General features: G+C 43.0%; 16 protein-coding genes. 11 read left to right on the top strand and 5 right to left on the bottom strand.

Features of this window, described 5'->3' with window-relative positions; genetic code table 11:
* Positions 1-546, bottom strand: a complete 546-nt coding sequence (apt, locus tag K5609_RS09175; protein WP_016401140.1) for an adenine phosphoribosyltransferase — start codon at positions 544-546, stop codon at positions 1-3.
* A 433-nt stretch (positions 547-979) separates the two neighbouring features.
* Between apt and K5609_RS09170 the strand changes: the two genes are divergently transcribed.
* Both K5609_RS09170 and K5609_RS09165 read left to right on the top strand, forming a co-directional pair.
* Complete coding sequence (locus tag K5609_RS09170) at positions 980-1921, top strand: tRNA-dihydrouridine synthase (RefSeq protein WP_152782428.1); 942 nt, start codon at positions 980-982, stop codon at positions 1919-1921.
* A 180-nt stretch (positions 1922-2101) separates the two neighbouring features.
* Positions 2102-2476: a TraR/DksA family transcriptional regulator gene (locus K5609_RS09165; protein WP_246611969.1), complete on the top strand. Its 375-nt coding sequence runs from the start codon at positions 2102-2104 to the stop codon at positions 2474-2476.
* A 60-nt stretch (positions 2477-2536) separates the two neighbouring features.
* Here K5609_RS09165 and K5609_RS09160 read toward each other — a convergent pair whose 3' ends face one another.
* Positions 2537-3553, bottom strand: coding sequence for a porin (locus tag K5609_RS09160; protein ID WP_221076894.1), 1017 nt, complete (start codon positions 3551-3553; stop codon positions 2537-2539).
* Positions 3554-3938: 385 nt separating this feature from the next.
* The gene (locus K5609_RS09155; protein ID WP_221076893.1) at positions 3939-4925 is read right to left on the bottom strand and encodes a porin; all 987 of its coding nucleotides are present in this window, start codon (positions 4923-4925) and stop codon (positions 3939-3941) included.
* A gap of 348 nt (positions 4926-5273) precedes the next feature.
* On the opposite strand from K5609_RS09155, the gene dinG reads away from it, so the two are divergent.
* From dinG to K5609_RS09125, 6 genes are all read left to right on the top strand, one after another.
* Complete coding sequence (dinG, locus tag K5609_RS09150; protein ID WP_221076892.1) at positions 5274-7298, top strand: ATP-dependent DNA helicase DinG; 2025 nt, start codon at positions 5274-5276, stop codon at positions 7296-7298.
* Positions 7298-8077, top strand: coding sequence for a TSUP family transporter (locus tag K5609_RS09145; protein WP_221076891.1), 780 nt, complete (start codon positions 7298-7300; stop codon positions 8075-8077). The genes dinG and K5609_RS09145 overlap by 1 nt, the downstream gene beginning before the upstream one ends.
* On the top strand, positions 8065-8673 hold the full coding sequence (priC, locus tag K5609_RS09140; protein WP_221076890.1) for a primosomal replication protein PriC: 609 nt from the start codon (positions 8065-8067) through the stop codon (positions 8671-8673). Before K5609_RS09145 ends, priC begins: the two co-directional genes overlap by 13 nt.
* A 3-nt stretch (positions 8674-8676) precedes the next feature.
* Positions 8677-9438, top strand: coding sequence for a YccT family protein (locus K5609_RS09135; RefSeq protein WP_221076889.1), 762 nt, complete (start codon positions 8677-8679; stop codon positions 9436-9438).
* Between the two features lie 74 nt (positions 9439-9512).
* Positions 9513-9674, top strand: coding sequence for a pleiotropic regulatory protein RsmS (gene rsmS, locus K5609_RS09130; protein WP_016401153.1), 162 nt, complete (start codon positions 9513-9515; stop codon positions 9672-9674).
* Positions 9675-9948: 274 nt separating this feature from the next.
* On the top strand, positions 9949-10692 hold the full coding sequence (locus tag K5609_RS09125) for an outer membrane protein OmpK (protein WP_016401154.1): 744 nt from the start codon (positions 9949-9951) through the stop codon (positions 10690-10692).
* Positions 10693-10741: 49 nt separating this feature from the next.
* On the opposite strand, the gene K5609_RS09120 is transcribed toward K5609_RS09125, so the two are convergent.
* Together K5609_RS09120 and K5609_RS09115 are read right to left on the bottom strand one after the other, a co-directional pair.
* The gene (locus K5609_RS09120) at positions 10742-13798 is read right to left on the bottom strand and encodes an AAA family ATPase (RefSeq protein ID WP_221076888.1); all 3057 of its coding nucleotides are present in this window, start codon (positions 13796-13798) and stop codon (positions 10742-10744) included.
* Complete coding sequence (locus tag K5609_RS09115) at positions 13798-14937, bottom strand: exonuclease SbcCD subunit D (protein WP_221076887.1); 1140 nt, start codon at positions 14935-14937, stop codon at positions 13798-13800. Before K5609_RS09115 ends, K5609_RS09120 begins: the two co-directional genes overlap by 1 nt.
* Before the next feature lie 211 nt (positions 14938-15148).
* Here K5609_RS09115 and K5609_RS09110 point away from each other — a divergent pair, with 211 nt between their 5' ends.
* From K5609_RS09110 to K5609_RS09100, 3 genes are all read left to right on the top strand, one after another.
* Positions 15149-15376, top strand: coding sequence for a hypothetical protein (locus tag K5609_RS09110; RefSeq protein ID WP_220718200.1), 228 nt, complete (start codon positions 15149-15151; stop codon positions 15374-15376).
* Positions 15376-16008 carry a DUF2959 domain-containing protein gene (locus K5609_RS09105; protein ID WP_152782410.1) on the top strand — a complete coding sequence of 211 codons (633 nt, stop codon included), beginning with the start codon at positions 15376-15378 and terminating at the stop codon, positions 16006-16008. Before K5609_RS09110 ends, K5609_RS09105 begins: the two co-directional genes overlap by 1 nt.
* Before the next feature lie 111 nt (positions 16009-16119).
* Positions 16120-17784, top strand: a complete 1665-nt coding sequence (locus tag K5609_RS09100) for an EAL domain-containing protein (protein WP_221076886.1) — start codon at positions 16120-16122, stop codon at positions 17782-17784.
* Positions 17785-17852 lie beyond the last annotated feature (68 nt).

Genomic DNA, 17852 nt, shown 5'->3' with positions numbered 1-17852 from the left:
CTATTCGCCTTCGAACTCAACTAGATAAGTTGATTCTACTCCGAGTGTCGTTAATTTCTGTGCGCCAGGTAAGTCTACCAAATTAATAACAAAGGCCGCATAGTTGATTTCTCCACCGAGTTGGCGAATCAACTTAACCGACGCTTCAGCAGTTCCGCCAGTTGCAATTAAATCATCAACCAACAGTACTTTGTCACCAGGTTGAATAGCGTCGGTATGGATCTCTAAGGTATCCATTCCATATTCAAGTTCGTAGCTTTCGCCAATGACTTCACGAGGCAACTTGCCAGGTTTACGAACTGGAATAAAGCCAACCCCTAAAGCCAGCGCTAACGGCGCTCCAAAAATGAACCCTCTCGCTTCTGTGCCAACAATTTTAGTGATGCCGAGATTTTCAAAACGCTGTTGCCACTCATGAATAACCAAGGCAAAAGCCTTAGGATCTTCAATTAAACTGGTAACATCCCTAAACAATATCCCCTCTTTTGGGTAATTAGGGATAGTTTTAATTGCGTTCTTTATATACTCAAGATTAGCGCTGCTCATACCGGCTTCCATTTTCCAAAAAAAACGCCCAAACAGGATGGGCGTATTTACAATCTTTAATTATCTCAGTTTATGGCAATAAAGCAACGCAGTGCTAAGCTAGATAATAGCTAAAAACTAAGCAAACATTTTTAGTAGAGACAAGCTCAAAGGTAAGGTTGGCAACAGCAAAGCTACTACAAAACCTAGGAAATAGAATACGTTATAATCTTCTTTAAACTGCTGGTCCATCTAAACTTCACCTTTAAACTAAATTCAATCAACATTGATCTAAATCAATTATACGTGAGCATCATCTCTACAAACACCCAGCAAAAACATGGAAATAAACTGAGCAACTAACATATCTAGGAAGATAGTTTACCTTGCTAATTTGCTAGCGGGAGACGCCGCAAACCGTTAGAATGGCCGCTTTTTCAAACCAAGGTTTACTATGCGCGTAGTTTTAGCCCCAATGGAAGGTGTCGCAGATGCTTCCATGCGCCAGCTTTTGTCTAGTTGTGGTGGCTACGACTGGTGCGTAACAGAGTTCATTCGTGTTACTGACGTAGCCCTGCCCGACAAAGTATTCTACAAGTACTGCCCGGAACTACAGGAGCAAGGTTTAATAGCAGGCCACACCCCGGTTAGAGTACAGCTGTTAGGCCAGCATCCTAGTCCCATGGCAGAAAATGCGGTAAGAGCTATCGAACTTGGCTCTCATGGTTTAGATCTAAACTTTGGCTGCCCCAGCAATACTGTTACTGGAAGCTGCGGTGGTGCCTCTATGTTAAAAGCCCCTCAGTCGATTTATGATGTTGTAAGTGAAGTAAGAAAAGCCGTACCCAAGCAGCATATTGTATCTGCCAAAATTCGCTTAGGTTGGGAAAACAAAGATGACTGTTTTGATATTGTACAAGCTGTGCAAGAAGCAGGCGCCAATGAGCTAACCATTCATGCTAGGACCAAGCTCGACGGTTACAAAGCGCCAGCGCATTGGCACTATATAAAGCAAGTTAAACAGCAGTTCTCTATTCCTATTATTGCTAATGGAGAAGTTTGGAACCGAGAAAACTACTTACAGTGCAAAGAAGCCAGCGATTGTGAAGATGTAATGATTGGCCGCGGCGCACTTACTATTCCGAACCTTGCTAAAGTAGTACGAGGTGACGAAGAACCATTGCCTTGGTCAGCAGTGATTGAGCTACTCATCCGCTATTCTCAACACGAAATCACCAGTGAAAAAGCCAAGTACTACCAAAGCCGGGTGAAACAGTGGTTAAGATATCTTTCTGGCTACTACACCGAAGCCGACGATCTATTTCGCAACATCAGAGTATTAAAAGATACCAATTCTATTGTTAAGCAAATCCGCTTACAGCAATGCAAAGATTGACCTTTCCTTAAGCTTGGCTTTACGTTTCTTCGCACTATTTGCTCATATTCTGTATTAGATCAACAAAACCCTAATAAAAGTAGTTATATAGCTTTTTAGTGTTTCGTTTTGATTCACATCATATCTCGGGGTTAGACCCGGTGTTTATACTGCTAGCTCATTTAATAATTGGGCTTAAACGTGGAATTTAGAGATTATCAGTTGCGACTCACGCAACAATTAGAGCAGTTAAAGTCTGAAATAATCTCAATTTTAACTGCCTCAGAAAAAACCAGTTTAAAACTAACAGCTGACAAATTGCAGTCTTTAACTAACGAAGAACTTATTGACCAGGCCCTGAAATTGCAGCTCTCAGAGCTAACGACTCAGTTAAAACAATTACAAAGGGTTGACGCAGCACTTTGCCAAATAGACTTAGGTTTATATGGTTTGTGTAGCGACTGTGAAGAAGAGATTGAAATTAGCCGTTTAGAGAACGACCCAAGCACTCAACGCTGTCAACGCTGTAGTGACAAACACCGTATGTTTAAGCGGCGCGAAAGTTTCGCACTTTAACCAGTAAATACAAAAAGGCCACCCTTAGGTGGCCTTTTTACTTCCATCTTCTTAGAAGAATTAGAAGTTGTAACGTACACCCACAGCTAAGCGGTTGTCGTCTTCTTTAGCACCAGATACAGACTTAGTAGTCTCGTCTTGGTACTCGGTGTACAAAAGAACGTTGTTCCAATCGTACATTGCACCAACTAAAGCAGTTTTTAGGTCAGCAGAAGAGTTTTTGTCTTCTTGAACGTTCCAACCAGTGTAAAGCTGTAGACCCATGTCTAGCGTGTAAGCGAATACACCTTCGTGGCCGATAGCTTTGTCTGAAACAGTGTCTTTAGCGAAAGAAACGTGATTTTTGAATTCACCGTAAGAAACAGCAGCGTAGATAGGACCTTGGTTGTAACTAGCAGCTAAAGCGGTTAATTTGTTGTCACCAGTATCTAAAGTTGCTTTAGCAGATTCGGTACGGTTCATTTGGTGGTAAGTTGCACCAATGTTTAGGCCAAAATCAAAGTCGTAAGAAATAGCACCAGAGTAGCTGTCTTTGCGATCTTCAGTTTCGTCAGCGAACTGGTATTGACCGCTTAAATTAACACCGCCAAAGCTACCGTTGTATTGTAGTGCATCGTTAGCTCGAGCAGTACCTACTTTGTCACCGTTGTCGTAAATACCCATTGCGGTACCGCCGTAAACCCAAAATACATCGGTTACGCCAGTAACAGTGTAGTAAGTAGACCATTGCTTACCGTAAGAAACAGAACCGTAGTCTGCGTGGTCAACAGCAATGAAACCTAAACGGTTGAAGAAAGGAGAGTCGCTGTTACCACTTGGGTTGTCTAAACCGTATTCCATAGTAGCGCGAGCTGTAACGTTATCGCTCATTTTACGAGAGAAGTTTAGATTAATGCGTGAAGAGTTGTTTTCTGAACGAAGATCGCGCTCACCATCGTTGTTAGCAGACTCAACCATAAGGTTAAGGCGACCACCGATTGAAAATGCGTTTTCACCGTCGTTGTAAATTTCTTGAGCGTTAGTTGCACCAGTTGCAAATAATGCTGGGATTGCGATTGCTAGAATAGTCTTTTTCAATGTTCCACTGCCTATTTTGAGATTGATAATTTATCTCTTCCATGACCCATTCTTACATCCTTGGAATGGTTTCCCTGAGCAGTGAAGTCCTTCTCACGGCGGACATATTTGCTGATAATGAGAATGAAATCAACATTTTTTTGAAGTTTTTATGAACTTTTCTAGTTTTTTAAAACCACAATAGGCATCCTGGCGAAATAATCATCTAAATAATGTCTATTTTTTAACAAAATATTAAGTAACTTGAAGATTTAAAAAGGTTTTTAGAGAGGGGCTGCAGGCAAGACTAGAAGTTATTTGGTGTGGGGTAAAACTAAAAAAGCTCACCGAAGTGAGCTTTTTGTTTGGATACAACGCTTAATTAGCGTTCATCGCAACAATAAACTTAGAAGTTGTATTGTACTGCGATAGTCCACTCGTTGTCAGCGCCTTCAAGGCCATTGTTCAAGTACTCAGCCCATGCTTTCATGTTGCTGTTGAACTTGTATGCTGCACCAAGTTTGAATGCTTTAGCAGTATCGCCTTGGTCGCTAATTGAACCTTCAGCTTTTTGAGCAGCGTAACCGGTGTAAAGAGAAACAGCGTTGATGTCGTAAGAAGCTACTAGGTCGTAACCTTTAAGCTCTGCGTCACCCATCTCAGTACCTACATAAGCAGCGCCTAAGTATAGGTCTTCCCAAGAGTAAGTAGCAGATAGAGCCATGTTTTTCTTATCTTCGCCAGCAGCGAATTTTTCTACGTGGTAACCACCGTATAGACCAAGACCGAAGTCAAAGTTATAACCTAAAGTACCAGCGTAACCAGAATCAAGTTTCTCGTTAGTAGGTACAGAAGGTACACCTGAGTTAGGGTTACCTAGGTCAATTTTGAAGTTCTCATCGCGGAACTGGTAAGAAGCACCTACGTAGAACCCGCCAAACTCACCGTTGTATACGATTTGACCTTCTTGACGACCGTCTTCAATTAGGTTGAATGCTTCGTAACCGTAAGTGTTGAAGATATCGGTAGCGGCAACAGCTTGGTAGAAAGCAGTATCAGTTTGACCAAATACTACAGTACCAGCGTCATCAAATTCGAAACCAGCGTAAACGTGACGAGCAGAAAGCTGCTTAGCGTCTGAAGTGCTGTTTTCAGCACGGATTTGCCACTCACCACGAGCTAGACCAGATACGCCTGGAGCAATTTCAGATTTAGCTTTAAAACCGAAACGAGCAGAACCAACACCATCAGTGTCGTTACCATCGTTAGCGATATCGAATTGCATACGACCATATAGGTCAGCAGATACGCCGTCAGCGTCATATACAGTTGCAGCTTGTGCAGATGCTGCGAATAATGCTGGTATTGCTACCGCTAGAATTGTCTTTTTCATTTTTCCTGTGCCTTCTTAGCAATTAAACACTTGTTCCTTAAATTCCCTGTGCGACAGTGATTTCTCACTGTCTGGTCAATACATTATCAAGCTGAAAAATTTTTGCAATAAAAAATTGAACTTTTATAAAATCACGTAAAACCTTGTATCTACGTGCTTTTGGAGTGGTCAATCTACAATCAGGCACAATAAAAGAATGTATTAGAGATAAAAACGTGATCTAGCTCCAACAGTATTTAAGCTAAGAATTTGATTTTTTTGCAGTGTTTTATGTTGCCTCACTTACCTATAATATATATGAGAAGCACAAGCGCTTATTTATAAGTTGTTAACAACATTGAGGAATTCATGTTAACAGAAAAGAACAAACAACGAATTCGCCATTGGTATAATACTCTTCAGGAGCAAAACCCAAAATTTGTTAAGAGGGCTGCACAAAGTTCTCTTATTGCACAAATAGCCAAAACAATTGCTGGGGACATTAATCGTAAACAGCGGGTACTTTTAGCAGAAGCAGGCACCGGAACCGGCAAATCATTAGCTTATTTATTGGCCTCTATACCTTTAGCGAAAGCGCTAAATAAAAAAGTGGTGGTTTCCACCGCAACCGTTGCTCTGCAGCAACAACTAGTAGAAAGCGATTTACCCACTGTGCATAGAGCGGCACATGGCGAGTTTGAATTTGCCTTAGCGAAAGGCAGGCAGCGTTATTGTTGTGCACATAAACTGGTTGCGGCTACAAGCACCGATTTAGGCCTCCCCCCTAAACAATTAGATCTCACCAAAAGAATGGCGATTGCTTTGCAGCAAGGTAAATGGGATGGCGACAGAGATAGCTGGCCGGGGCAAGTACCTTGGCAAATTTGGCAACATGTGGTGGTTGATACACTAAGTTGCTCGGTTCAATCGGCTAGGCATAGAACTTGTCCTTTTCATAAAGCACGCAAAGGTTTAAAGAAAGCTGATGTTATTGTGGCAAACCACAGTTTGTTGCTCGCCGATCTTCATGCCGGCAGTGGTCATATTCTGCCGGCATCTGAGGATTGCATCTATATATTGGACGAAGCTCATCAGTTTCCAGAGATAGCAAGAGAAGCTAGTGCTAAGCAACTAATGCTAAATCACGCATTGAAGGAGCTAGAGAACCTAAAGCTGTTCGACAAAGAATTAGCGAACATACTAAACCCAAATGCCATTGCAGGAAGCAGCCTAAAACTAAAGGAAGCTTGCGCAGAACTAAACCGCTGCTTTAACAAACTTAAGGATGTTGCCAATGCGAATAAAGAATCATTTGATAACAGTCAGCATTGGCGCTTCGCACTAGGAAAAACTCCCTCAGCAATTATTAACCTAGCCAGTAACTACCATAAAGAAGCCAATAAGCTCAGTAATAGTTTGCAACATTACTCTGGGGTTATCCAAGAGAACGTTGCCAACAATCAAATGAAGTCTGCCCAGGCAGAAGCTTTACTGAGTAGATTAAGCATCATGCAAAGTTTAGCTGAGTCTTGGTTGGAGGTGTTGTTTAGTTATGCGAACGAAAACAACCAAAAAAACTATGCCTTTTGGTTTACTCGTAAAGATAAAGAAATACAGCTTTGTAGTTCACCAATAGAAATTGGTGGTTTACTGCAACAGCTGCTGTGGCAAGACGCTTTTTCGGTCATAGCCGTATCAGCAACACTTAGTGCTCTAGGTAACTTCTCATACTATTTAAATCAAGTTGGTTTGGCTAAACTGGCCAAGGAACAATTAGTCAAACTGCCCTCTCCTTTTAACTACCAACAGGTTATTTTAGAGGTTCCGAATAATATCGCTGAGCCTGATCATCCTGAGTTTGCCAATAATGTTGCTCAAAAGATCATCGAAGCTCAGCACAATCAAGGCGGGGTTTTGGTGCTATGTAATTCCTATCGTTTGGTGGACAAAGTCGCTGAACAGCTAGAAGGCAAAAAAATTAACAACCTCTGGATCCAAGGCCAACTCACTAATCAGCAAATCTTAGCCAAACATAGACAAAGCCGCCAACAAAACCAAACCAGTACTATTCTAGCCACTATTGGATTTAGTGAAGGCATTGACCTACCCGGTGACTTATTAACTGACCTTATTGTAGCTCGCCTGCCCTTTGCCGTGCCTACCGAGCCGGTAATGGCCAGCCATGCTGAACTATTAGAAAGCCGCAACCAAAATCCGTTCATGTTACTCACCTTGCCCAGTGCCAGTCGAAAACTGGTACAGAGCTGCGGAAGGTTAATGAGAAAAGAAAGTGATTCAGGTAGAATCGTGCTGCTCGATAGTCGACTCACAACTCGTCGATACGGCAAGCAACTATTAGCTGCATTACCACCTTATAAAAGAAGTGACCATTAATGTTAGAACTGGGACTCGACCCTTCTGTATTAATCCTTATTGTAGGCATTGGCCTAACCGCAGGTTTTATTGATGCGATTGCTGGCGGTGGTGGTCTATTAACCATTCCCGCCTTATTAAGTATTGGCCTACCTCCACATATAGCGTTAGGTACCAACAAACTTGCGGCAAGCTTTGGCTCAAGTACCGCAGCATGGACCTTTTATCGCAAGCAACTGTTTAACCCGGTGTTTTGGCTTTGGAGTTTTGTTGCTACCGCAATTGGTGCTTTTGCTGGCACCTTCATCGTAGATTTTATTAGCACCGAGTGGTTAGAAAAGCTATTACCTCTGGTGATTATGGCAACCGCGGTTTATACCATCCTTAATCGTAAACAGGCCGACGGCCATGCTGCGCTTCCCCAAGCAGACAAGAAACTTAAAAAGCAGATGCTTGGCCAAGGTTTAAGCTTAGGCTTCTACGATGGTGTTGCCGGGCCAGGTACCGGCGCATTCTGGACGGTTTCATCCATGGCCTTATATAAGATGAACATTTTGTTGTCCTCTGGCTTAGCAAAAGCGATGAACTTCACCAGTAACTTTGTTTCCTTTATAACCTTTGTATACCTGGGCCACGTAAATTGGGCAATTGGCTTAACCATGGGTGTAAGTATTATGCTAGGTGCGGTAGTTGGCGCGCATTCGGCGATTCACTTTGGTGCTAAGTTTATTCGTCCGGTGTTTATTACTGTGGTAATGGTTATTGCCGGTAAACTGGCTTGGCAAGCATGGTTGAGTTAGAACTTGAAAAGTTGGCGCAAAAACTTCGCCAACTAAAAGAGCAAGCCGAACATCGAGATCTGCAAGGTGAGCGCAGCGCCTACGCAAAAACCGCAGTACTTGATGAGCGATTTAGCTGTCGTAGTGATCTGTTTAGTGACTATGTTAGCGAGCTTGAACAAGATCTCCTTCAAATTAGTCGCTTAGGTGAAAAAACCAAAGACATAGACTTGCTCAAACTATACTGCGACCGATTTGTGGGTAAGTTTGCCATGCTACAAGGCAAAATCAATCAAGTTACTCGCAAACAAAAACAACGCTCCATTCCCCAGCAGCAGCGGATCCAGAGTTGGCAAAATCGTTTGAATAAAGTAATCAACTCTGGCGATCAAAATCAACTGCGCGAAAAGCTCAATCAACAAAAGCAATTTGAAGCGCAATTAGAACAAAAAATTGCGGAAAAAAACCAAGTACTTAATCGTAGTAATATCAAGACAGATACTGCTAGACTAAGCGCGGAGATTCTCAGCTTAAAAAGTCGTTTAGGTGAGTGTCAAAAAACCACTTGGAAACTGGAACAGAAAATAAATCAGTTAGAATCACGCTTTAAGGAGTAATTCATGCGATTCTTTGGGAAGACTGTAAGCTTAACATTTGCTTGTATTGCAAGCTTCAACGCCTTTGCCGCGAGCTTTTCTACACCTAGTCACTTTGAGATTATGTATGTAGATAAACAGTCTACTGGTGTACTTAGCCTTAGCAAAACTAGCGCCGACTTAAATGCTGGTCCTCATCAAGTTGTGGTTCGCTACGCAGACAACGTAGGCTCTAACAGCAATTCAGAAATTATTAAGTCAACACCCATTGTTATCAACTTAAACGTTAAAGATGGCCAAGACATCGTTTTAAAAGCTCAACAACCCCGCAGTATTAGCAAAGCCAAAAAATTTGCTGATAAGCCAAGCTTTAGTTTAAAAGATGAAAACGGTGGTTCTGTAGACTCAAGTTATTATCTTCTGCCTTTAAAACCAGGTATGCAGTTTTCTCGTGATTATTTAGAAGAGATTGCAGCCATTGAAGCTAAACAAGGTACAGCGGCTCCAGTAGCAGCTGCCGCCACAACCACTGCCGTGGTAGCTAAAGCAGACACTCCTGCGGCAAGCTCTACAAATAGCAACAGCAATGCCACTGCCGCAGTAGCAACAACAGCTGTTGCAGCTACAGCAGTAGCAGCCTCTAACGATAACCCAGCTGCAGCGAGTAACGATGTAGCAGTTCCAGCAGGTGATAATACCGAATTACAAATGCTGCAATTTTGGTATCAGCGTGCCGATGCAGCTACCCGTAAGCAGTTTCAAATTTGGGTAATCCAACAACAGTAATAACCTAACGAATATTGGCCTGAGTTGTGTCAACTCAGGTCATTTTCTTATAGCTTTAGCTCTCCCGGATCTCTATGTCTCTTAACTCCGCTCCAAAACACATTCAGTTGGCTGTAGATTTAATTCAATTACTTGAAGAAAACCACATTGAGCCAGAACTCGCACTTAAAGCACTAGAAATAGTGAGCCAGGACTGCCAAAAAAAACTTGCAGAACAAGCAAAACCAGAAGATTAAACTCAAAATATCCCCCACCAATTTAACTTAGTGCTCAACAATTAGCCTAAGAGCCTGAATTTTAGATATTTGTCACCTAAATATTTTTATTATTTTTTTGTGAAAAGCTAAATACCATAAACATATTTGGTTAATAAGATTTAATTGACCAATAAGTGAGCGGATTTTTGTGATCCGAATCATAACTTTAGTTCCCTTCCAATATAAACTTTCTGCCGAACTCAAAACAAAACACACACGGTAATTCACTTAAACGTGAACAAGGAACTACCCTATGAAAAAAATTGCACTACTTTCAGCTGCCGCTCTTTTAGCCAGCGCGCCTGCCAGCGCCGAGTATCTTTACGGTTTTGGTAACATCAGCGTAAACTACTTAGATTGGTCTAAAAACACTCAAGACCGTACTGGTTTCCAAGAAGATTTTGCTTACCTTGAATTAGAAGGTGGCGCAGGTTTTGATTGGGGTGAAGTATACGGCTTCTTCGATCTAGAAAACGTTCAAGATGGAAGCGATGAACTACGTACAGCATATAAAGGAACTATTGCTTACAAAATCGCTGATACTGATTTCCGTTTATACGGCCAACACTACGCAACTGACTCAAAAGGTTTTGCTGCAAACAATACTGTACTAGGTGGTCAATACCGCTTCCAAGGTGACGGTTGGTTTGTTACTCCTTGGGTTGGTGCTCACATGACTATCACAAACCCTTCTTGGAACGACGGTTTCACTGGTTTTAACGGTGGTATGTTCGGTTGGACCGCGGTTTACAACTTTACAGCTTGGGACCAAAAATTCTGGATCTCTAACTGGCACGAATCTGAATTTGCACGTAAGTCAGATTACACCGACGTTTCTGGCGAAACTGATGATGTATCAATGAATGGTGCATTAGCATTTTGGTGGGATGCCACCGAGCACGTAACTACCGGTATCCAATACCGTTACGCTTATAACAAGCTAGGTACTGTGGGCAACCAAAACGCCTTCATTTATTCACTACGTTACAACTTCTAAGTTTGTATGTAGTTGAACGAAAAGCCAGGCATTGCCTGGCTTTTTTTGTTTAAGGAAGGTGTAACTGAGTAGTGCTGCCAGATGAATGCTTAAGCACATCTATACGGCTGGTGATTTGTTCCTTCATCTCTGACACATGAGAAATCACCCCCACCATTCGGCCTGCACTTTGCAAATCCACCAAAGTTCGAATCGCCAAATCTAATGACTCTTGATCCAAGCTACCGAAACCTTCATCAATAAACAGAGTATCTAGTTTTATGCCACCCGCATAGGCTTGTACCACATCAGACAGCCCTAATGCCATGGCTAGCGCAGCCATAAAGCTCTCGCCACCACTTAGGGTTGCTACAGAGCGTACTTTAGAGGTGTAACTATCTTCCACTTCTAGTTCTAAACCAGAGGCTTTGTTGCCTTTCGCCCGCTGCTCTTTGCGAATAAGCTGGTAACGCCCTTTGCTCATAACACTTAGGCGCTGGCTGGCTTGCAGTAATACGTCATCCAGCAAAACACTCAATACAAAGCGCTGCAAACTCACTTTGTTACCGGTTTGGCCGTTAGCCACATCGGCTAAAGTGCCTACTACTTGGTATTGGTCAGCGAGAGATTGGGCATTCTTATCGGCATGATTTAACTTATTTTGAATCTCTAACAAACTTAAGTGACGATTATTGAGCTTGTTCCACTCAGCATCTGCTAAATCTTTTTGTTCTAGCAGTTTGTTAAGCGCTTGCGCTAAATCTTCAAGATTTTGCTGCTTTTTACCCTTTAGTTTGACCTTTAATTGCTCTAATTGCGCAGACACTGTTGTTAAGTCGCTATGATATTCTTCTAGCTCCTTTGCAAGTGCTGCCATTTCATCATCACTAACCAAAGCCATGTTAAAGGCGCTTTCATTGGCAAAACTGGATTTTGCTAATTGTTCAGAAAACGTAGCTTGCGCTTCACTTAAAGCTTGCTGAGCGAGCTGCAGCGCCTGTTTTGCTGCTGTAGCTGCCGATTGTTTAGCACTTAAGTCTTCACGAGCAACATTGTGTTGCTCGTTTATCGCTGCAATAGATGTCTTAAGTTGCTCAATTTGCTGCTGTTGTAAGTTTATTGCTTCATCAAGAATTGACGGCTGCTGAAACTTCTCGGGTAGATTTTGTTCAGCATTCTCACGCTGCCCTTGCAACACATCTAACTGGCTTTTGGTTTGCTGATATAAGTCTCTCGCCTGCTCCACTTGAGCTTGCAGCCTTAACTCTGTTTGCTCTGATTGCTCGAGTTGTTGTTGCTGTTGTTTACTTAGCGAGTGAGCTTGTTGGGCGGCCGCCAATGCTTGCTGAACAGCATCTAGTTCCGCGCGAAGCTGTTGAACTGATATTGCCGCTTTATCTCCCAAGAGCTGGCTGAGATTCTGCTGCTGAACTAGCCATTCGCTTTGCTTGGTTTTTAAGGCTTTGTAATGCTGGCGAGCTTCTTCTAGTTTGTCTCGCGCTACTTGCTCATTGTTACGCGCCTGCTCTACATCATTTTCGCTGGGCAATGCTTGCTGACTCACCGCGAGTTGAGGATGTGCAGTGCTACCACATACAGGGCAAGCGTCACCAGTTTGCAGTCGCTGCGCCATAATGGCCGCTTGGCCTTGGTGCCAAGTTAACTGAACTTGATTGGCCTGCTGCTGAGCTTGCTGGTAATGGGCCTTAAGCTGCTTACCTTGCTCGGCAGATTGTTCAACTTCAGCTTTATTCTCGCTTAACTGTTGATTGAGTTTTGCCAAAGCATCAGCCTGCTCAAGATACTGTTGGGCTAGGCCTAAAAGCCGCTGTTTTTCAGCTTGCGTTTCCGCCAATTGGCGACTGCTTGTAAGTTGCTCGCTCAAAGCGACTTTACTGCTCGCTAGTTCGGCTAGTTGCTGCTTTAAACCTTTGCCTTGCTCTGCTTGGCTGTCTAGTTTAGTTTGGGCAGCTGTTTGTTGCTGCTTAAGCTTTTCTAGCTCTTGAATAAGTGGTTTAAAGTTTTGTAGCGATAGTAGCTGTTCTTGAGCTTGTGCTAGTTGCGCTTCTTTCTCTGGCATTTGCTCAAGCTGTTGCTGCGCTTGTTGCAAGTTTTGTTGAGCCAAGCTTAATCCCGCTTCACCCTGGCTTTGTGCCAAACTGGCTTGCTTAGCCTCGTTAAAGCGCTGCACTTTTGCCGTATCAAAGGCCTCAATAGCCTGCGCGGCTTTGGCTTGGTCTAAGCGAGTTTGCTTTTCGCTAATATTGGCTTTTTGTTTGTTTAAAGCACTTAAAGATGTTTTAAGATTAGCCAGTAAATTAAAGTCTTCATCGAGTAATTTAGCCGCTTCGTAGTCTTTATTTGCTGCTGAATACTGAACCTCAGTTTGCTGTTTTTTCGCTAAGGCTTGTTCAAGTTGCGAGCTTAACTGGGCTAACTCTTCGCTTAAATCACTCTGCTCATTTAGATCGGCGCTTTGCAAAATACCTTCGCGAATATTTTTTTGCTCTAAGGCTTTTGTGCGAATGCTAGCCGCTTGGCTTTTAAGGCTATCTTCAATTTTTCTGTATATATGCGTTTGAAACAATTGAGAAAATATTTTTTCCCGCTCTTTCGAGTCAGCCATTAACAGCTGACGAAACTTGCCCTGCGGCAATACCATCACTTGGCGAAACTGGTCGGCATCTAAACCGGTAAGTGCTTCTATCTGACTATTGGCTTCCGACACTTTGGCGGGCACCAACAGCTCTTCACTACCATCATCATTAACTAAACTTATCTGTGCTTCGGGCTTTTGCTGGGTATAACCATCACCTGATTTCTTAAGACGTGCTTGTTCGGGCACGCGACGAATTTTATAACTCTTTGCCCCTAGTTCAAACTCAAAAATCACTTCAGTTAGTAGGGCTTCATCGGCCAAATCACAACGCATTTGTGAAGCTTCGCGCTCGTCACCTGTGCTCTTTCCATACAAGGCAAAACACATTGCATCTAAAATGGTGGTTTTACCTGCGCCAGTAGGGCCATTGAGCAAAAATAGTGGGTTTTGACCAAGTTGGCGAAAATCTATCAACTCTGTTCCAGCAAAGGGGCCAAAGGCGCTCATGCGTAAAGTAATTGGGCGCATTATTGGTCTCCGCGGTGCAGTTGGTCGATAGTTTGCTTTAACAAGGCTTGCTGCTCAGCGCTTAGCTCGTCGCCAGATACTTGGGCAAAAAAGTCGGTGAACATGTCATATTCACCTTTTTTTATGTGCTCTCGATTAAGCTCAAGCTTGTCTGTATTCGCCATCAGGCCGGTTCGCTCAAGGTGCAGAACATTTGGGTATACCTCGCGTAACTTACCCATGGCATCTAAAATGGCTGACTTATCTGACAAACGCACCATTAAGTAGTCCTCTCGGCCGGCGTCTGTACTGCCGCTCGCCAACAGCTCTTCTAGATAGCCTTCGATAATTCGCACATCGCGCTTGGCCTCAAGGGGGACTAACTCGATATCGCATTCACCTTCACTTAACTCAACTAGAGTCACAGACTTAGCCTGATGCTGCTCGCTAAAGGAATACTTTAATGGAGAACCGGAATAACGGACCTGCTGTGAGCCCTTGTATTGAGGCCCATGTAAATGGCCTAGTGCAACATAATCAAAGTCGCTAAATAGCTTTGGAGAAATCTTGTCGGCCCCGCCAATGCTAAGCGGGCGCTCAGATTCGGACTCATCGCCACCATCTAAAAAGCAGTGAGCAATCACCACCTTTTTTAAGCCTTCGCTATCATGTTGTTTAACTTGTTCAACCAGCACTTGCATTGCTTCTTGATGGCTAGTTGCTTCGCTTTCAAAAACATCTCGCACAGTGGCTGGCTCAGCATACGGAAGCGGGTAAAATACCGCTGACTCGCCGTTTTTGGCGTCTAGTTTAATAGCCGGTATTTGTTGCTCTACGGTGCCACTTATATAAAGACCGCTTTCACGCATCTGCCTAGATGCAAAAGCTAAGCGCTGCGCGCCATCGTGATTTCCAGCAATAAGAATCACCGGAATGCTTAGTTGATTAACGAGTTTATCTAAGGTGTCATCAAGCAGTTTTACTGCGTTGCTTGGAGGCACAGAGCGGTCGAATATATCTCCAGCCACAATAAGGGCATCCACTTGGTGTTGCTCAGCAATTTGAATAATTTGTTCTAACACATACTCTTGATCTTGCAATAAAGACTGATTGTGTAACTGGCGCCCAAGGTGCCAATCAGAAGTGTGGAGAAATTTCATTCAATATCCGTAAGTTAAACCAGAAACAAGCACAAGTGCTTTACTAATTGCAGAGCCAGCATTATCGCCAAGCCATGCTTTTAAGGCAATGAATATACGCATTTGACACCAAGCAAGCTGTCAAAGAAATGAATTCGTCAGCGAAACTCGCATAGCGCCTTAGACTCTGGCAACATACAATTATTGTTTCGAGTTAATTCAAGGAAGAACAGTGTCTGATCAAGGTTCTACTGGCAACGTGCTTGCCGCTATTTGTAGCTTTTTTATCCCCGGTTTAGGCCAATTAGTTCAAGGCAGAATTCTGTCGGCTTTAATGTTTTTTGTAATCACCGCTGCAGGCTACGCGCTTTGGTGGTTAATTGTGCCCATTGTGATTGCGGTGATCGTTCATATTTGGGCAATTATTGACGCAGCGAGATTTACACCAGGGAGTAACTAATGAGAATTTTTAGCATATTATTATTACTTACCGGCCTTGTTGCTTGTGAATCCACCTATTACTCCGCAATGGAAAAGGTGGGCTACCACAAACGCGAGATATTAGTTGACCGAGTAGAAGATGCACAAGAAAGCCAACAAGATGCACAGCAACAATTCACCTCGGCTCTTGAACAGCTAAAAACCTTAACTAATTTTGATGGCGGCGATTTAGAAGATGTTTACGATGAAGTAAATGCCCAATATAAAGACTCAAAAGCCGCAGCCGAAACCGTAAGTGAACGGATAGATGAAGTAGACAGTGTTGCAGAAGCACTTTTTGATGAATGGCAAGATGAGTTAGAGCAATACCAGTCAGCCAGCCTAAAAGCAGAAAGTAAGCAGCAGCTTTCAGATACGCGTAAACGTTACGCCGCCATGCTTAAAGCCATGCGCAAAGCTGAAGCGCAAATGGATCCCGTTCTTAGTCGTTTAAACGATAATCAGCTTTACTTAAAACATAATCTAAATGCTCGAGCCATTGGCGCGGTTGGCAAAGAGTTTTCTCGATTAGAGCAAGAAGTTGCCGACGTAATTAAACAAATGAGCAAAGCGATAGCCGAATCTGACAAATTCATCGCAAGCATGAAATAACTAAGTTACAAGGCTACAAGTCCTTCTTTTGTAGCCTTTTATTTGCCTTTTCTACTATCAATCTCTTCTTACCAACAGCTGTAACATTTCTTTCATAAAAATGAAGTAAATTTGCCACTCGAAATTATTTTTGAACTAAGCAGCACAATAGCTAAGCGCTTAATTTCTGTTGCAGGCCAAGGTACTTTATTGATGTTTTGTCGGATTAAACAGCTACAACTTAAGCCTGCGTTATTTGCGCTACTTTGCAGCCTGTTTCCCATCATCATTAGTTATTTTTGGATTGTTGAAACCAGCAAACAACAAAGGCGAGAAGCTTTTAATCACGACTATCAAATAACCTTCAACAACATTAGTCATAACCTAAAGGCCATTGACCAGCAGTTTGAGCAACTCTCTCATGTAAGTGAACAGTGCCAAGAAGATACTTTAATCGCCTTGCGCAAAGTTCACTTTAAGATCTCTTACATTGCAGAAATGGGCTTGGTAAGCCAACACGGCAAATTGCTGTGCTCCAGCTGGGGGAAGCTAGATCCTCCCACCGACGTACTTAAGCCAATTAATTCTAACGTGTTGCGCTACTTTGGGCCTCTCGCTCTAGAGTACACCAAAGAACCAGCCATGGTTGTTGCCAAAACCCGCCCCGATGGCAGCGAAGTTAACGCAGCAATACCGCTAGAGGTATTCCGTTCATTTATCGAAGATACCAGCCAATCTAGTGACATCGTCGCTTTAAGCGACAGCCAAAATGGCACTCCCCTTTTTGTAAGTGGTAGTTACAGCTTGCCGCTAAACTTAAATAGCCCTTTGTTCCCATTACAACAAAGTAAAACCAGCGGTTTCGCGCAATTTGATGATGACAGCAATAAATATTTTGTTAGCGAAGTTTTTCCTGCACTGCCAGGCTTAGCCCTCGTTGCCAGCCGCCCAACTTCTGAACTATACAAAGGTGTCTATTGTTTAAGCCTAGTGCAGTTAAGCATGTATACCCTACTGCTATGCTGCAGCATGTTTTTGGTATACCGGCATCGTAGCCAACGCTTAAGCCAACGTTCTCGGCTTAAGCTAGCACTTAAAAATCATGAGTTTATAAATTACTATCAAGAGATTTATGATACCCACAATAAGCAGTTAGTCGCGGTTGAAGCCTTGGTGCGCTGGATGCACCCAGTGGATGGTTTGCGTTACCCCGACGCATTTTTACCCGATATTGATCGCTACAAATTACAGGTTGCGCTTACCGAACAAGTTATTAGCAATTTAAAGAACGATCTACACTCTTTGCTTGCTAGGCAGCCTTCGTTAAAAGTGAACATCAACATTACCGGTCAGCATCTAAAAGACGCATCTTTCATTAATCAGGTGCTAAGCGCACATGCTGGCTTTCCTAATCTATGTTTAGAAGTCACCGAAACCGAATTGGTAGAAATAGACTCTCCACAGGTGCAACTGTCGCTACAAAGGCTCAAGCAGCAGGGTGTTAAACTGGCTATCGACGATTTTGGTACCGGCTACGCTGGCCTGCAGTATTTACAGCAATTGCCACTAGATACCCTAAAAATAGATCGCAGCTTTGTTATCGCCATAAACACCGACTCACCACAAGCCAAAGTATTGGATGGGGTTATCGACTTAGCGCTCAATTTGGATCTGCAAATCGTTGCAGAAGGGGTAGAAAACCAACAACAAGCCGATTACCTCATATCAAAAGGTGTCTATTTGCACCAAGGCTGGTTGTATGGCAAACCTCAGGCGATTAAGCAATTTAGTGATTAGCTCATTCATTTAGTTTACGCCATTCTTTCAAAAGCTTATCAATACTTGCAAGGGGCGCCTTTCAACCG

It is taken from the genome of Agarivorans aestuarii (genome assembly GCF_019670125.1).
GTDB classification, from domain to species: Bacteria; Pseudomonadota; Gammaproteobacteria; order Enterobacterales; family Celerinatantimonadaceae; genus Agarivorans; species Agarivorans aestuarii.
Note: the sequence above shows the minus strand (reverse complement) of the source record. Positions and strands in the feature narration are given on the sequence as shown.

Excerpts from the sequence above, each read along its gene's own strand:
- apt (WP_016401140.1), bottom strand. The coding sequence starts at position 546 with ATGAGCAGCGCTAATCTTGAGTATATAAAGAACGCAATTAAAACTATC.
- K5609_RS09170 (WP_152782428.1), top strand. The coding sequence starts at position 980 with ATGCGCGTAGTTTTAGCCCCAATGGAAGGTGTCGCAGATGCTTCCATG.
- K5609_RS09155 (WP_221076893.1), bottom strand. The coding sequence starts at position 4,925 with ATGAAAAAGACAATTCTAGCGGTAGCAATACCAGCATTATTCGCAGCA.
- dinG (WP_221076892.1), top strand. The coding sequence starts at position 5,274 with ATGTTAACAGAAAAGAACAAACAACGAATTCGCCATTGGTATAATACT.
- K5609_RS09145 (WP_221076891.1), top strand. The coding sequence starts at position 7,298 with ATGTTAGAACTGGGACTCGACCCTTCTGTATTAATCCTTATTGTAGGC.
- priC (WP_221076890.1), top strand. The coding sequence starts at position 8,065 with ATGGTTGAGTTAGAACTTGAAAAGTTGGCGCAAAAACTTCGCCAACTA.
- K5609_RS09135 (WP_221076889.1), top strand. The coding sequence starts at position 8,677 with ATGCGATTCTTTGGGAAGACTGTAAGCTTAACATTTGCTTGTATTGCA.
- rsmS (WP_016401153.1), top strand. The coding sequence starts at position 9,513 with ATGTCTCTTAACTCCGCTCCAAAACACATTCAGTTGGCTGTAGATTTA.
- K5609_RS09125 (WP_016401154.1), top strand. The coding sequence starts at position 9,949 with ATGAAAAAAATTGCACTACTTTCAGCTGCCGCTCTTTTAGCCAGCGCG.
- K5609_RS09120 (WP_221076888.1), bottom strand. The coding sequence starts at position 13,798 with ATGCGCCCAATTACTTTACGCATGAGCGCCTTTGGCCCCTTTGCTGGA.
- K5609_RS09115 (WP_221076887.1), bottom strand. The coding sequence starts at position 14,937 with ATGAAATTTCTCCACACTTCTGATTGGCACCTTGGGCGCCAGTTACAC.
- K5609_RS09105 (WP_152782410.1), top strand. The coding sequence starts at position 15,376 with ATGAGAATTTTTAGCATATTATTATTACTTACCGGCCTTGTTGCTTGT.